This is a genomic window from Acidisoma sp. C75 (assembly GCF_054665095.1).
In genome coordinates this window covers 77,832-92,610 of the sequence record NZ_BAAFHD010000007.1, presented here as the reverse complement: position 1 = coordinate 92,610, position 14,779 = coordinate 77,832, and the positions used below count along the sequence as shown (strand labels likewise).

Below are 14,779 nucleotides of genomic sequence, written 5' to 3'. Positions count from 1 at the left end.
AATTTCGCCGCTCATGGCTAAGCTGCCCGCGCAAGCGATGGAGAGTGAGCGTGGCTGAGGCGAAGCTGAGTGCCTGGAACTTCTGTAGTGACAATGTGGCGCCGGTCGCGCCCGAGATCATGGCGGCGATCGTGGCGGCGAACCGGGACAATGTCTCCTCCTACGGCGCCGACCGGTGGACGCGCGATCTGTCCGCCCGCCTGGCCGAGATTTTCGAGACCGATCTGATTGCCCATCCGGTCGCCACCGGAACGGCTGCCAATGCGCTCGCGCTCGCCACCCTCGTTCCGTCCTACGGCGCGGTGTTCTGTGCGGAGGAGGCGCATATCAATACCGATGAATGCGGCGCGCCGGAATTCTTCAGCGGCGGCGCGAAGCTTCTCGGCTTGCCGAGTGCGGACGGGCGCATCACGCCGGATCAGGTCGTGGTGAAGCTCGCCCATGCCCGCTCGGGCGGCGTGCATTTCACCCAGCCGCGGGCGATCAGCATCACCCAGTCCACCGAATGGGGGGCCATCTATGGCCTCGCGGAGATTGCCGCCCTCGGCGCGCTGGCGCGGGCGGAGGGCCTGGCACTCCATATGGATGGCGCGCGCTTCGCCAATGCGCTCGTCGCCCTCGGCTGCACGCCGGCGGAGATGACGTGGAAGGCCGGCGTCACCGCGCTTTCCTTCGGTGCCACCAAGAACGGCGCGATGGCGGCCGAGGTCGTCATCTTCTTCAACCCGGCGGAGGCGCGCGGCTTCGAGGAGCGACGCAAGCGCGCGGCGCATCTCTGGTCCAAGCAACGCTACATGAGCGCTCAACTCCTCGCCTATCTGGAAGGCGATCTCTGGCTCCGCCACGCCCGCCACGCCAATGGTGAGGCCGCCCGGCTGGCCGCCGGCCTCGCCGATATCCCGGGCGTGCGCCTCTATCAGCCGGTCGCCGCCAACGAGGCTTTCGTCATCATGCCGGAAGGCATGGTCGCCGCCCTCGAGGCGGAGGGCTTCGCCTTTTATCGCTGGGAAGCGGAAACGCCGCCGGGCACGGCGATGATCCGCCTCGTCACCTCCTATGCGACCGAGCGGAGCGGCGTCGAGGCGTTCGTCGCCGCGGCGGCACGCCTCGGCAATCGCTGAGGGCGGGCGAGGGCAGGGGAGCGATCGGCGCCGCTACTTCACGGCGCCCATCGTCAGCCCGCGGGCGATATACTTATGCACGATGATGCCGCCGACGATCACCGGCGCGCAGACCATGGTGGAAGCCGCCATCACCTCGGGCCAGGGAATGACGTAGCCGCCGAGATAGGTCAGCACCACCGTCGATGCCGTGCGGGCCTCTGGCGAGGGCGTCAGGATGAAGGCGTAGAGCATGTCGTTCCAGGCGAAGATGCCGGACAGGATGGCCGAGACCGCGATGCCGGGTTTGACGAGCGGCAGCGCGATCTTGAGGAAGATCTTGAAGCGGCTGAGGCCATCGAGCTGCGCCGCTTCTTCGAGCGCCACCGGCACCGCGCTGAACTGATCGACGAGCAGCCAGACCACGAGCGGCACGATAAAGACCTGATAGACGAGGATGAGCACGATCGGATTGTTGATGAGGCCGAGCCAGGAGGCGGTGAGATAGAAGGGAATGAGCACGACGACGGGCACCAGCATCCAGTTCGTCACGTACCAGAACCACACGTCCCGCCGCCCGGCGAAGCGATAGCGGGCGATGCCGTAGGCCGCCGGCGCGCCGACGATGAGGCCAAGCCCCACCGCGCATGCCGTGACCAGCACGGAATTGACGAGGTTGGTCAGGATGTCGGTGTTGTTGATGGCATCGGCATAGGCCGCGAAGCTCGGCGTGAAGAACCACTTCGGCGGCATCGCGAAGAGATCGTTCTCGGTCTTGAGCGACCCCGCCACCATCCAATAAAGCGGGAACAGGATGACGACGAGCGCGACGATGATCGCGATCGCCTGAAGCAACCGGGGCAGAGAGAAGCGCGAGCCGGACATCAGTCCATCTCCCGGTAGAAGACGCGGATATAGATCCGGGCGAGCAGGATCGAGAGCACCAGCATGAGGATCGATTCCGCCGCGGCAAGGCCGACATCGAAGCCACGGAAAGCCATCCGCTCGATCTGCATAACGGCGGTTTCCGTGGCGGTTCCCGGGCCGCCCTTCTCGATCGTGTAGATCATGTCGAATTCCTTGATCGCGAAAGCGGTCTGGAAGACGAGGGCGGCGGTGATGCCGGGCCACATGAAGGGCAGCTGGATGGAGCGGAAGCGCGGCCACCAGCGCTCCGTCTCCAGCTCGGCCGCCTCGTCGATATCCTGCGGCACGGTGGAAAGGGCCGCGGAGAGCACGAGTGCCACGAAGGGCGTCCACTCCCAAACCTGCACGACGAGCACGGTGCCATAGGCGGAAAGCGGACGGCCGAGCCAGTCGAGTGCGGGGATGCCGATGAGGCCGAGCAGATGGTTGATGATGCCGAGCTGCTGGTTGAACATGAGCTGGGTCAGCAGCCCCACCACCGAGGGGGTGATGGCGATCGGGATAACGAGGCAAATCTGCAGCAAGCGGCGCAGCACGGCGAGGTGCGGGCTGTCGAGCGCGAGGGCGATCATCATCCCGAGGATGAGTTCGATCGGCAGGGTGATGAGGATCAGAAACAGCGTCCGCAGCACCGAATTGCCGAAGTCGCTGGAGGTGAAGGCATGGGCGTAGTTGTGCAGGCCGCCGAAGCTTGGGCCCTCCATGCCCATCACCCAGTTCTGGAAGGAGGCGATCAGCGTATAGATCGTCGGGTAGAGGCCGATCGCCACCAGGAGCAGAACCGAGGGCAGGATGAAGAACCACGGCTCCATCTTCTCCTTCCAGGAAGAGGGAGCCGCGGGCATCGGGGGCGCGCGGCGGTCTGCTCCGTCACTCATCCGTCTGCTCCGCGCGCCTTGCCGTCATGCCGTCCTTCGCCGTCTTACTTGTAGAGCGACATCGCCGCTTCGGGGTTGTTCACCTTGCTCCAGCACTTCGACGAATCCATGTAGCCGCTGAGATCCTTCTGCATGCTGTCGAGCCCCGCCTGCACCGCGACCTGCCCGAGTTCGATCCGCGAACCCCAATCGGAGACGATATCCGAGAAGCGGGGATAGCAGCCGAGCTGCGGGCGCCAATCCGGCACCGTCGATGTCTGCCAGGTGGCGACCATCGGCGCGAGGTTGGGGAACTTCGCCTGGATCGCCGGGTCTTCATCGGCGCTCTGGCGGGCCACCACCGCGCCGCCCTCGATCAGCGGCTTGGCCATTTCCTTCGAGGTCAGCCATTGGATGAAGAGATAGGCCGCATCCTGGTGCTTCTTGTTGACCTGGGCGCTCACCATATAGGCGAAGCCGCCGAAGGCCGAGTAGCCGCCCTTGGGGCCCTTCGGCTCAGGCGCGATGCCGAGATCGGCGCCGAGGCCGGAGGCCGCGAGCGTCGGGTAGAAGGCGGACCACTCGGTGATCATCGCGACCTTCTTTTGCGCGAACATCTCGACGACCTGGCTGTGGTCGTCGGAAACGATGCCGTCCGGCATGTATTTCAGCAGGCTCTGGCGGAAATTGATGCCATCGACGGCCTCGGGCGCGTTCACCACCACCTTCTTGTTGGCATAATCGAGGAAGCGGCCGCCCCAGGGCCAGAGGAAGCGGGCGAAGGCGTCGGCCGTCTGCGTCTCGCCGCGCGCGGATTGCAGCGCATAGCCGTAAACACCCTTGGTCTTGTCGGTGAGCTTGGGCAGGTAGGTGTTTTCGAGATCTGCCCAGGTGGTGGGCGGGGCATCGAAGCCGGCCGCTTTCAGCATCGCCTTGTTGTAGTAGAGCAGGCCGGCATAGGAATCGAAGGGCAGGCCGTAGAGCTTGTTATCCACCGTGAAGCTCGCGAGCCAGACGGGGAAGAAGTCCTTCATGTCGAGCGCGGGATCGGCGAGCTTGGCATTGTCGGTGAACTTGGAGAGGGGAACGACCCAGCCCGGATCGGCGAAGTTCACCGGCCACACCACGTCCGAGAGAATCGCGTCGAACTGCTGGCTTTTCGAGATGAAGTTCAGCGTCTCTTCCTTGAGGGTGTCCTCATAGGGGAAGATGTTCCAGCGGACGTGAATGCCCGTCTCTTTCTCGAATTGCGGCGTCAGCTGCTGCGCCGCCTTGTAGCTCGGCCGGTCGAGCCCGACGACGGTGATGGTGGTGCCCTTGAAGGGCGCGGCGGCCTGCTGCAGGCTCCATGCATGCGCCTGGCCGGTGCCGGCACAAAGCGCCGCTGCGGCGGCGAGACCCAAACCCAAGCGTTTCACGCGCAATCCTCCCCTGATGCGCGGGGCTTGTGCCCCGCAGTTGAACAGTCCTTCGGCCGCGCCGCCCAGATGCTGGGTGCGGCACGGCACGATCCGAACGAATTGTTAACCGTAACACAATCCTGTATTGGGGCGATGTCAAGAGACGGCTGTACCGTTTCGACGAGGTGCCCAAGGGAGGGACGCAATGGCTGAGGTCGGCATCGAGCGCCTGCACAAAAGCTTCGGGGAAACCCGGGTGTTGAACGATATTTCGATGCAGATCCGTCATGGGGAATTCATGGTTTTTGTCGGCCCCTCGGGCTGCGGCAAAACCACGCTGCTGCGCAGCATCGCCGGGCTCGAAAAGCCGAGCGCGGGGCAGATCATGATCGGTGGCGAGGATGTGACGGCCTGGCCGCCGGCGCGGCGCGGCGTTTCCATGGTGTTCCAGTCCTACGCGCTCTACCCGCATATGTCGGTGCGCGAGAATATCGCCTTCGGGCTGAAGGTGGCGGAGGTTCCGAAGGAGGAGATCGCCCGCCGCGTCAGCGATGCGGCGACGATCCTGCAGATCAGCCACCTCCTCGATCGGCGGCCGAAGGAGCTATCGGGCGGGCAGCGCCAGCGCGTCGCCATCGGCCGCTCTATCGTCAAGCAGCCCAAGGCCTTCCTCTTCGATGAGCCGCTCTCCAATCTCGACGCCGAGCTTCGCGTGCAGATGCGCGTCGAACTCGTCGGCCTGCATGAGCGGCTGGGCGCGACCATGATCTATGTGACGCATGACCAGATCGAGGCGATGACGATGGCGGACCGTATCGCCGTGCTCAATCGCGGCGAGGTGGAGCAGATCGGCCCGCCGCTCGAACTCTATCGCCAGCCGCGCAACCTCTTCGTCGCGACCTTCATCGGCTCGCCCAAGATGAACATCCTGCCCGCGGTGGTACGGGCCGTGGGGCCGGAGGGCGTTACCGTGGGCCTGCCGAACGGCGCGACGCTCACGGTGCCCGTCTCGGCGGAAGGGATCGTCGAGGGGCAGAGCCTCAAGCTCGGCCTTCGCCCGGAGCATATCGGCATCGGCGAGGCGGTGGGCGGCGCGGGGGAAGCCTTCGTGCCGGCGCGGGCGGATCTCGTCGAGCATCTGGGGGGCGAGATCCTCGCCCATGTGCGGCTCGCGGATGGTACGGCCCTCGATGTCAAAACCCACGGCCACGGCGATGTCGGCCGGGCGAGCGAGATGCAACTCGGCCTGCGCGGCGAACTCGCCTATCTCTTCGACGAGAGCGGCCGCTGCCTGCCCGCGCTCCACTCGCGGGACATCGCCGCCTGAGGCGGCAGGCTCAGCCGCCCGATGCCGGCCCGGTCGCGACCGCGCTGATGGCGTTGTAGGGGCTGCCTTGCTTGATGCGCGTGCTGATCACCAGATAGAGGATCACCCGCTTCTCGGGGTCGAGCAGGCGATAGACTTCGAGGTTCTTGAACAGCACCGAGAGCGCGGCGGAAAAGACCCGCTGCTTCTTGGGCAGGCTTTCGGGGTAGGCAACCGGCCCCGTTGCCCGGCAGGCGATGGAGAAGCGGGAGGGATCTTCGGCAAGCCCGACGCTGCCCGCGATCCCGCCCGTCGCCGCGTGGGAGACGTAGCAGGAGACGTTGGGCACGGCCGGATCGTCATACCGGTCGATCACCACGCGGTCATTGGCGCCGAGGATGCGAAAGGTCGTATCCACCGAGCCGATGCGGCTTTGCGCCCGCGCGGCGGGGAGGATCGGCAGGGTGAGGGCCGCCGCCATCAGGCCCATCAGCCCAATCCGCGCCAGCCGCCGCCCGATCCCCGCACGCCTCATTCAAGTTCCTCCGCCATCACCGGCTGCACGCGCACGGCATTGCCGCGCCATACATAGTCCCGCCTGGCCCAGGCGTAAGCCCAGACCGCCGGAAAGAGGCAATCGCGCAGCGCGAAGGCGAGGAGCAGGCGGGAGGAGACGAACCAGCCCGAACGCCGGGCGAGCAGCAGTTCCGGCCCATACCAGAGGCCGAAGAGGCCGGCCGCCACCATGGCGACGTTGATATTCGCCGCCCAAGCCGCGCTGATCCCGGCGATCATCGGAAGACAGGCGCCGGTCAGCACCTCGGGCGCGAACATCAGCGGAAAGGTCGAGCGGCGCAGCATCGCCCAGCGCGCCTGGCGGGACCAGACCTCCGCCACCCGGCGCGTGCCGAGAGGCTGCGGGAAGGGGTGATCGACCAGATGCACCTTCCGCCCGGCGGCGCGCACCAGCTTGGTGAAGGCCGCGTCTTCGGCAAGCTCGGTGCCGAGAGCGCGCAGCAGGCCGCCCGCCTCGTCCACCAGCGCGCGCTGCATCAGCATGCTCTTGCCCTGGGCGAAGCCATGGCCGAGCGCCTCGCCGACATATTGCCAGCGGGCCTGGAAGGTATTGAGAAAGGCGCATTCCAGTTCGGCGCCGAAATCGGCGGGTGCCGCGCCGATCGGCATGGAGCAGACGAGGCCCGAATCGGCCTGCCAGCGGCTCATCATCTGCTGGATGTAATCCCGCGGCATCAGCACGTTGCTATCCGCCATGATGACCCAGGGGAAGCGCGCCGCATCCCAGGCCTTGAGGCAGTTGTTGAGCTTGGGATTGGCGGTGCTGCGGTTGCGCCCGATCAGCAACTGGGCCGGCACGGCAGGATGCTCCGCCATCAGCCGATGCACGAGGCCGATGACCGGGTCATCCTCATCCTCGACGCAGAAGAGGATCTCGTAAGCCGGGTAATCGAGCTCAAAGGTCGAGCGGAGCGTTTCCCGCTCGAAATTGTTGATCCGGCAGAGCGGCCGGATGATGGTGACGCCCGCGGCCTCCGTGGGGCTGGGCGGGGGCACGGCGGCGCCGGGCCGCGGCAGGCGCCGCGCGGCAATGGCGAGGCCGGTCAGGTTTACGCAGGTAGCGGCCGCGCAGTAGAGGGCCGCCGCTTGGGCGAAGCTCATCGCTCTCGAACTCCGGGAGCCGGGCAGGCCCCGCGCAAGCGCGGCCCCGCCGGGGCGTTGACTGCCGCCCTTTGGTACAGAACGCCCCCTCTTTGTCCAACGCTTCCGCGCGGCAAGCGATGACAGAACCGAGACATCTTCGGCCGCGCACCTCGCGTGCGGCAACCGAGCCCTGCCGCTTCGCCTGGCGCGGGCTAGGCGCGACGGCGCTGCCGCGCAGAGCGGGGATGGGGCGCGGGGCGCCGCGCGCGGCCCATGCGCCCGCCCAGCATGCCAAGGCCGAGGGCGAGCAGGGTGGCGAGCGCCGGGTGGCGGCGCGCCTGCTCCCCGGCCTCATGGCAGCCGCGTTCCACCTGCGTCGCCCAATCGGTCGCGACCGGCATCACCCGCTGCGTCAAAAACGCGTGTGCCGCGCGCGGGCCGGAGCCGGGCTTTTCCGTGAGATAGGATGGGCTGACCATGAGTTTCTCCCCTTTGCCTGAGAACTGGCGCGGCGGCCCGGCAAATCAAGCGCCATTGCTCAATCCGGCAAGCTCCCCAACTCCGGCGGGCAGGGGTGGCGAGGCTTATGGCTGCGCTGTCCATCGCCCGCGGCCGCAGCAGGGGGGAATTCATGACCGGACGTCTCACGCACAAACCCTATCAGGGCCCGTCCGGCGGATGGGGTTCGGCACGCTCTGTCGCCAATATCCTGCGGCGCGAGGGCGTGCCGCTCAGCGGCCCGCTGGTCCTGCAGCGGCAGAACAAGGTGGATGGCTTCCAATGCGTGAGCTGCGCCTGGGCGAAGCCGGCATCGCCGCTGCCGCTCGAATTCTGCGAGAACGGCGCCAAGGCGACGGCTTGGGAGATCACCACCCACCGCGCCGGGCCGGAATTCTTTGCCGAGCACAGCGTCTCCAAGATGCTGAGCTGGGAAGACTACGATCTGGAGCAGGCCGGCCGGCTCACCCATCCGCTGCGCTACGATCCGGCAACCGACCATTACCGGCCCTGCAGCTGGGAGAGCGCTTTTCGGGAAATCGGCGCGGCGCTCGGCGGCGTGCAGGACCGCAAGAAGGTGGTCTTCTATTCCTCGGGCCGCAGCTCCAACGAGGCGAGCTATCTCTACGGCCTGCTCGCTCGGCTCTATGGCAACAACAACCTGCCCGACAGTTCGAATATGTGCCACGAGACGACCTCGGTCGCCTTGCCGGAAAGCATCGGCGTGCCCGTCGGCACCACCACGCTCGACGATTTCGCCAAATCCGACTGCATCTTCTTCTTCGGCCAGAATGTCGGCAGCAACAGCCCGCGCATGCTGCACGCGCTGCAGGAAGCGGCCGAGCGCGGCGTGCCGATCATCAGCTACAACCCCCTGCGTGAGCGTGGGTTGGAGCGCTTCACCAACCCGCAATCGCCGGTCGAGATGCTCACCGGGCGAGAGACGCGCATCAGCAGCCAATACCATCAGGTCAAGGCGGGCGGGGATCTCGCGGCCATCACCGGCATCTGCAAGCGGCTGCTCGATCTCGATCGGGAAGCGCGGGAAGCGGGCCGGGCGCCGATCGTCGATGATGTGTTCATCGCCCAGCACACGGTGGGCTTCGAGACTTTCGTGGAATGGCTCGGCCGCCAGGATTGGGCGGAGCTTGAGCGCCGCTCGGGGCTGACCTTCGCTGCCTTCGACGCGACGGCGACCGTCTATGCCCGCGCCCATGCCGTGATGGGCATCTACGGCATGGGGTTGACGCAGCATCGCGCCGGCGTCGAAACCGTGCAGATGCTCGTCAATCTCCTGCTCTTGCGGGGCAATATCGGCAAGCCGGGCGCCGGCATCTGCCCGGTGCGCGGGCATTCCAATGTGCAGGGGCAACGCACCGTCGGCATCACCGAGAAGCCGAAGCTCGTGCCGATGGACCGCCTCGCCGAGCAGTACGGCTTCGAGCCGCCGCGCGACGAGGGGATGAATACGATCGATGTGGTGGAGGCGCTCCTGGCCGGGGAACTCGAAGCCTTCATCGGCCTCGGCGGCAATTTCGCCCGTGCGATCCCCGATCAAGGGCGCACCGATCCGCGCTGGCGGGATCTCGGGCTCACCGTGCATATCGCCACCAAACTCAACTGCTCCCACCTGCTGCCGGGCAAGGTCTGCTACCTGCTGCCGGTGCTCGGGCGGACGGAGTTCGACGTGCAGAGGACGGGCCAGCAGTCGCTCTCGATGGAAGACAGCACCTCCTGCATTCATGGGTCACGCGGCGTGCGCCCGCCGCCGGGGCGCCATCTCAAGAGCGAGATCGAGATCGTCGCCCGCATCGCCATGGCAACGCTCGATCCGAACCCCAAAGTTCCATGGCAGGGCTGGATGGATGACTATTCGACGATCCGCTCCTCGATCGGGGAGACCTATCCTGAAATCTTTTACGATTACGAGCGCCGCATGTGGGAGCCGGGCGGCTTCCACCGGCCGCTGCCGGCGCGCGAGCGCGTGTGGCACACAGCCTCCGGTAAAGCCACCATCATCACACCGAAAGCCCTCGACGAGGATCCCGACATGCCCGAGCAGAGGCCAGACGGGCTTCGGATGATCACGCTCCGCAGCAACGACCAGTTCAACACCACCGTCTATGGCTATAGCGACCGTTTCCGCGGGATCGATGGCAGCCGCATGGTCATCTTCATGAACCGCGACGATATGGAGCGGCTGGAGTTGCGCGAGGGCGAGAGGGTCAAGGCCGTCACGCAATCGACGGATGGGCACCATCGGGAACTGCCGGGCTTGCAGGTCGTTCCGTATGATATCCCGGCCGGCTGCGTCGGCGCCTATTACCCGGAGGCGAATGTCCTGCTGCCGGCCGGGCATTACGCAACCGGCAGCAAGACCCCGGCGGCGAAATCCATCCCTGTGCTCGTGCAGAAGCTGGCCGGGTAGAGCGCGGCGCGGCTCGGCCGGATCGAAAGCCCCGTCCGTGGGCGGGCCTTCGGCCGACGCCCGCGATCCTTGCTCGCCGCGGGGATGCGCGATCAACGGGCGCGCGTCCGCTCGCGCGCTGTTGAGGCTCGGGCGTCGGATCCGCGTCAGGCTTGGGCTTTTCGCCTCGCCCCGAGCCCGCACATGCAGCAGGCAAGAGATGGTGGAGACGAGATGCGACGCTTAGCCCTGATGCTCGCGGTGCTTCCTTTGGCCGGCTGCGGCTATGGCGCCTCGCGCATGGCCCATCAGGCCCAGATCAGCATGATCGGCATGAGCGAGGCCGATCTCCTCTCCTGCGCTGGCCCGCCTGCCAAGCAGACGCGGCTGAACCCGGAAGCGGTTGTCGATACCTATGGCTATAGCCCCGGCTCCAGCAACGGCTTCACCCTCACCCTGCCGCTTACCCTCGGCGGTGTCTCGCTCGGCGCCTCGGGCACCACCTGCACCGCCGATGTCCGCATCGTCGATCATCGGGTGACGGAGGTACATTATACCGGCGCGGATGACATGACGATCGGTGAGGATGGTGTCTGCGCCCCGATCTTCCGGGGCTGTCTGCGCCAGCCCGAGGCGACGATGGTGCCGGATGTCAGCAAGGCTTACGACAAAGCTTCGGCCTTCTCCTCGCCCGCCGTGCCGGCCCAGCCGCCAGCGGCGGAGATCATGGCGCCACCCGCCCAAGCCGGAGTGGTGCCGGGGAAATAGGCGCGCGTGTCTGCTGCTCGTCGCGCTAAGGCTTCTTAGGGAGGGCTGATCAGCGCCGTCTGGTAGGCGGGGGGCGTCGCCAGCAGGAATTGCGCGGCCTGCATGTCGAGATCGGAGCCGAGGGCGGCCGGGCAGGCATCGCGCAGGCGCAGAATCTCGTCCAGGCTGATGCCCGGCCGGGCGCGGCGTTCCTCCAGCAGTGTGCCGGCCATCGGCTGGCTGCCGGCGCTCAGGGCCTCCAACTGGCTTTCGGCCGCGTTCGTGCCGCCACTGGTGCAAACCTGGGGCATCACGCCGAGCCCCTGGAGCGGCCAGCCGAGCGGGGCGAGCAGCAGCGCCCAGGTCACCAGCAGATGCCCGCCATCGGGCAGGGCGGTTGCCGCCTGCACTAGGCCCTTGCCGAAGGTCGCGCTGCCGATGACGACGGCACGGCGGTTGTCCGCCAGGGCCGCCGCCAATACCTCTGCGGCGCTCGCCGTACGCCCATCCACCAGCACGGTAATGGGCAGGCCCCTCACCATATCCTGGCCATCGCCGCGCCAGACCTGATCCGATTCAGGATCGCGCCCCTGGGCGCGGGCGATCATCCCCTGGGGAACCAGCATGTCGGCGATGCCGACCGCCTGTTCGAGTAGCCCACCGCGATTGCCGCGCAGGTCGATGATCAGGCCAGCGGGGGGCGCTGGGCTTTGCATGGCCCGCGCCAGTTGCAGGCGGAACCCTTCCGCCGTTCCCGGTTCGAAACCGGTGATGCGCAGCAGCAGCGCATGCCCGGCCGCGGTCGCGAATACGGTTTGCGGAATCTGCGCCGCGCGGCGCAGCGGCAGGTTGCGCACATGCCCGCGGCCGGAGGAGAGCCGCAGCGTTACGACCGATCCAGCTTCCCCGGCCAAGGCGCCGTTCAGAGAATAGAGATCCTCGCCCCGCGTCGGCACGCCGTCGATCGCCAGCACATGCTCGCCCACGGTGAGCCCCGCTTGCGCCGCCGGGCCGCCGGGCTCCACGCTGCCGATCACCGCCTGACGGCCGACGCGGTTGATGGTGAAGCCGAGATCGGCGGGGGGCATGTCGGTCGTGCGGGAATCGGGGGCGACGTAGCGCGAATAGGGGTCGAGGTGATTGAACAACTCGTCGAAGAAATTACTGATAATGCCGCCCATGCCCGCTTCCGCGATGGCGGGCGAGAGGCTGGCGGCCTTGGTGCAGAGGAGGGCGGCGAGTTTGGCCCAGGCTTGCGCATCCTTCGCTTTCGGTAGCGGCAGGCTGAGCACCGGCTGGCCACGATCATAGAGCGCGAAGCTCTGCGCGGTCATGCCGGGGGAGAGCGAGGGATCAAGCGCCGTCAGCCCGCGCAAGCCCCAGAGCGTGAGATCGGCGAGCGGGATGGGCGCCAGCGTGCGCGGCTCCATGAAGGCGAAGGCGGTGGCATAGACACCGGCCGCGAGGTTTTCATTCCACCCCGCTTGTGCCTCGGCCCGTAGCGGCAGACCGAGGAAGAGGCAGACGAGAACGGCGTGCCGCCTCACTGTGCGCGTGTACGGGCCTTGCGGGCGCCGCCTCGTCCCACGCCGGAAGGCGTCGCCCCGCCGGGGCGGCCTAATGCGCGATCGGCCCCGCCCGCGATCTGAAAGAGCAGGCCGCCCGTTACCGGCTTCGCCTCGATCAGCCGCACGCTGACCGCCTGGGCCAAGTGGAACACCACCCTGCTTCGCTTGCCGCTCAGGCTTTGGCTCGCTTCGTCATGCATCCAGAAATCATCGGGAAGCCCGCTTAGCGGAATCATTCCGCTCGCGCCGGTTTCGCTCAAGGTAACGAAGAGGCCGAAGCGCGTCACACCGGAAATCCGCGCATCAAACATGCAGCCGATCTTGTCGGCCATGAAGGCCGCCATGTAGCGGTCGATCGCATCGCGCTCCGCCTGGGCGGCGCGCCGCTCGGTCGCGGTGATATGCGCCGCGGTATCCTCCAACTGCGCGGCTTCCTCGGCGCGGAGCCCGTCATTGCCGAGATCGAGGCCGGCGATGAGCGAGCGATGCACCAGCAGATCGGCATAACGGCGGATCGGGCTCGTGAAATGCGCGTAGCGGGTGAGGGCGAGGCCGAAATGGCCGATATTCTCGGGCGCATACTCCGCCTGGGATTGGCTGCGCAGCACCGCATCGTTGACGAGCGGCGCCTCATCGGTGCCCGAGACGCGGCTCAGCACGGCGTCGAGGTCTCGCGGATGCACCTGGTCCCCGGGCGGCAGAGAAATGTTCATGCCATGCAGATAGGTACGCAGCGCGGTGAGTTTAACCTCGGAAGGCGGGGCATGGACACGATAAACCACCGGGCGGTGCAGCCGCTCCAACTCCTCCGCGGCCGCGATATTGGCGAGCACCATGAATTCCTCGATCAGCCGGTGGCTGTCGAGCCGGATGCGCTTGGTGACGCTCTGCACCCGCCCCTCGCGGTCGAGCGCCACCTTGTATTCCGGCAGGTCGAGATCGAGCGTGCCGCGCCTGCGGCGCGCGCCGAGCAGGGCGGCATAGGCGGCGTAGAGTTCCTGAAGCGGAATACCCGGCAAAGCCCGCCCGCTCTCTCGCGCCTCCTGCACCTCCTCATAGGTCAGCCGCGCGGCGGAGCGCATGAGCCCGCGCCCGAAACGATGGCGGCGCTTGCTGCCGTCCGCCGCAAGCCAGATCTCCGCGAAGAGGCAGGCGCGGTCCTCCTGCGGGCGCAGGCTGCACCAGCCGTTGGAGAGGGCCTCGGGCAGCATCGGCACCACGCGATCGGGGAAATAGACCGAGTTGCCGCGCAGGCGCGCCGCGCGGTCGAGCGCGCTGCCGCTCTTTACGTAATGGGAAACATCGGCGATGGCGATGATGAGGCGGAAGCCATCCTCGGCGGGCTCGGCGAAAACGGCGTCATCGAAATCCCGCGCGTCCGCGCCGTCGATGGTGATGAGCGGCAGGCTCCGCAGATCCTCCCGCCCTTCGGGCGAGGCCCCGCGCGCATGCGCCGCCTCGGCCAGCGCCTCCTCGGGAAAGGTCTCGGGGATATCGAGGGTCGCGATCACCAGCAGGCTCACCGCGCGGGCGGCGGATGCATCGCCGAGGCGCTCGATGACGCGGGCGGGCTTGAGGCCGAGCCCGCCCATGGGCAGCGGCTCGCCCCGCACGATCTCGCCATCCGCGGCGCCGAGATCCTCGCCCGGCGGCACCACCCATTCGGCCTTCACCCGCTTATCGGTCGGCTCGATGCGCATGAGGCTGCCGCGGCGGCGGAAGATGCCGATGACGCGGCCCGGCGTGCCTTCGATCCGGCGGAGCGTGCGGCCCTCGTATTTGCGCGCGCCGGCGGCGCTGCCGATCGGGCGGATGCGGGCGAGCACCCGCGCGCCGGGGGCGAGGGCGGGCTGGCCACGCCCTTCGGGCTGCATGAAGATGGTGGGCGCGGGCCCCTGGCCGCGCCACTCCGCCGGCCGGCCGATCGGGTCGCCCTCGGTATCGATGCCGGTGATCTCGACGATGATCGCTTCCGGCAGCCGGGCGGTATGGCGGCGGCTGAGCTGCCCCACCCGCGGCTCGGCGCTGCGGCCTGCGGTGGGCGGCAGTGCGCCGTGCGGGGCGGTGAAGCGGCGATGCCCGGCGGGCGCCACCTCCCCGCGTGCCGCCATATCCTTCAGCACCTGCTTCATCGCCACCCGATGCTCGGGCCCCAGGCTGAAGGCGCGCAGCACCTCCCGCTTGCCGACGCGGCCGGCATTCTCGGCGAGGAAGCTGCGGATCTCCTCCCGGCTCGGAAACGGGCGGGAGGCCGCCTGCGGCTGGGCGTCCCGCTTGCTCTTCGGCTTCTTGCGGGCGGTCTTGGTCACC

General features: G+C 67.5%; 12 protein-coding genes. 4 read left to right on the top strand and 8 right to left on the bottom strand.

Annotated elements, in window-relative coordinates; translation table 11 throughout:
• Positions 1–50 precede the first annotated feature (50 nt).
• A complete protein-coding gene (locus ACYQ7X_RS10900) occupies positions 51–1,121 on the top strand; it encodes a threonine aldolase family protein (RefSeq protein ID WP_459697048.1) in 1,071 nt (356 codons plus the stop codon).
• 33 nt (positions 1,122–1,154) lie between these two features.
• On the opposite strand, the gene ACYQ7X_RS10895 is transcribed toward ACYQ7X_RS10900, so the two are convergent.
• From ACYQ7X_RS10895 to ACYQ7X_RS10885, 3 genes are read right to left on the bottom strand one after another with little or no spacing between them, the layout of a single operon-like run.
• Positions 1,155–1,985, bottom strand: coding sequence for a carbohydrate ABC transporter permease (locus ACYQ7X_RS10895; protein WP_459697047.1), 831 nt, complete (start codon positions 1,983–1,985; stop codon positions 1,155–1,157).
• The gene (locus tag ACYQ7X_RS10890; RefSeq protein ID WP_459697046.1) at positions 1,985–2,905 is read right to left on the bottom strand and encodes a carbohydrate ABC transporter permease; all 921 of its coding nucleotides are present in this window, start codon (positions 2,903–2,905) and stop codon (positions 1,985–1,987) included. The genes ACYQ7X_RS10895 and ACYQ7X_RS10890 overlap by 1 nt, the downstream gene beginning before the upstream one ends.
• Positions 2,906–2,949: 44 nt before the next feature.
• Positions 2,950–4,302, bottom strand: a complete 1,353-nt coding sequence (locus tag ACYQ7X_RS10885; RefSeq protein WP_459697045.1) for an ABC transporter substrate-binding protein — start codon at positions 4,300–4,302, stop codon at positions 2,950–2,952.
• Positions 4,303–4,489: 187 nt separating this feature from the next.
• On the opposite strand from ACYQ7X_RS10885, the gene ACYQ7X_RS10880 reads away from it, so the two are divergent.
• Positions 4,490–5,611: an ABC transporter ATP-binding protein gene (locus tag ACYQ7X_RS10880; RefSeq protein ID WP_459697044.1), complete on the top strand. Its 1,122-nt coding sequence runs from the start codon at positions 4,490–4,492 to the stop codon at positions 5,609–5,611.
• A gap of 10 nt (positions 5,612–5,621) precedes the next feature.
• Here the strand turns inward: ACYQ7X_RS10880 and ACYQ7X_RS10875 are convergent, their stop codons facing one another.
• The 3 genes from ACYQ7X_RS10875 to ACYQ7X_RS10865 all read right to left on the bottom strand — a co-directional run bounded on the left by ACYQ7X_RS10875 (position 5,622) and on the right by ACYQ7X_RS10865 (position 7,728).
• Entirely contained in the window at positions 5,622–6,125 is a 504-nt protein-coding gene (locus ACYQ7X_RS10875; RefSeq protein WP_459697043.1) for a CreA family protein, read from the bottom strand.
• Complete coding sequence (locus ACYQ7X_RS10870) at positions 6,122–7,267, bottom strand: ceramide glucosyltransferase (protein WP_459697042.1); 1,146 nt, start codon at positions 7,265–7,267, stop codon at positions 6,122–6,124. Before ACYQ7X_RS10870 ends, ACYQ7X_RS10875 begins: the two co-directional genes overlap by 4 nt.
• A 194-nt stretch (positions 7,268–7,461) precedes the next feature.
• A complete protein-coding gene (locus ACYQ7X_RS10865; protein ID WP_459697041.1) occupies positions 7,462–7,728 on the bottom strand; it encodes a hypothetical protein in 267 nt (88 codons plus the stop codon).
• A 152-nt stretch (positions 7,729–7,880) separates the two neighbouring features.
• Between ACYQ7X_RS10865 and ACYQ7X_RS10860 the strand changes: the two genes are divergently transcribed.
• Together ACYQ7X_RS10860 and ACYQ7X_RS10855 are read left to right on the top strand one after the other, a co-directional pair.
• Positions 7,881–10,175, top strand: a complete 2,295-nt coding sequence (locus tag ACYQ7X_RS10860; RefSeq protein ID WP_459697040.1) for an FdhF/YdeP family oxidoreductase — start codon at positions 7,881–7,883, stop codon at positions 10,173–10,175.
• Between the two features lie 213 nt (positions 10,176–10,388).
• On the top strand, positions 10,389–10,922 hold the full coding sequence (locus tag ACYQ7X_RS10855) for a hypothetical protein (protein WP_459697039.1): 534 nt from the start codon (positions 10,389–10,391) through the stop codon (positions 10,920–10,922).
• Positions 10,923–10,957: 35 nt separating this feature from the next.
• Here the strand turns inward: ACYQ7X_RS10855 and ACYQ7X_RS10850 are convergent, their stop codons facing one another.
• Positions 10,958–12,448 (bottom strand): S41 family peptidase, encoded by a 1,491-nt coding sequence (locus ACYQ7X_RS10850; RefSeq protein WP_459697038.1) that lies wholly within the window; start codon positions 12,446–12,448, stop codon positions 10,958–10,960.
• Positions 12,445–14,778 (bottom strand): ribonuclease R, encoded by a 2,334-nt coding sequence (gene rnr, locus ACYQ7X_RS10845; RefSeq protein WP_459697037.1) that lies wholly within the window; start codon positions 14,776–14,778, stop codon positions 12,445–12,447. Before rnr ends, ACYQ7X_RS10850 begins: the two co-directional genes overlap by 4 nt.
• Position 14,779: the final 1 nt, after the last annotated feature.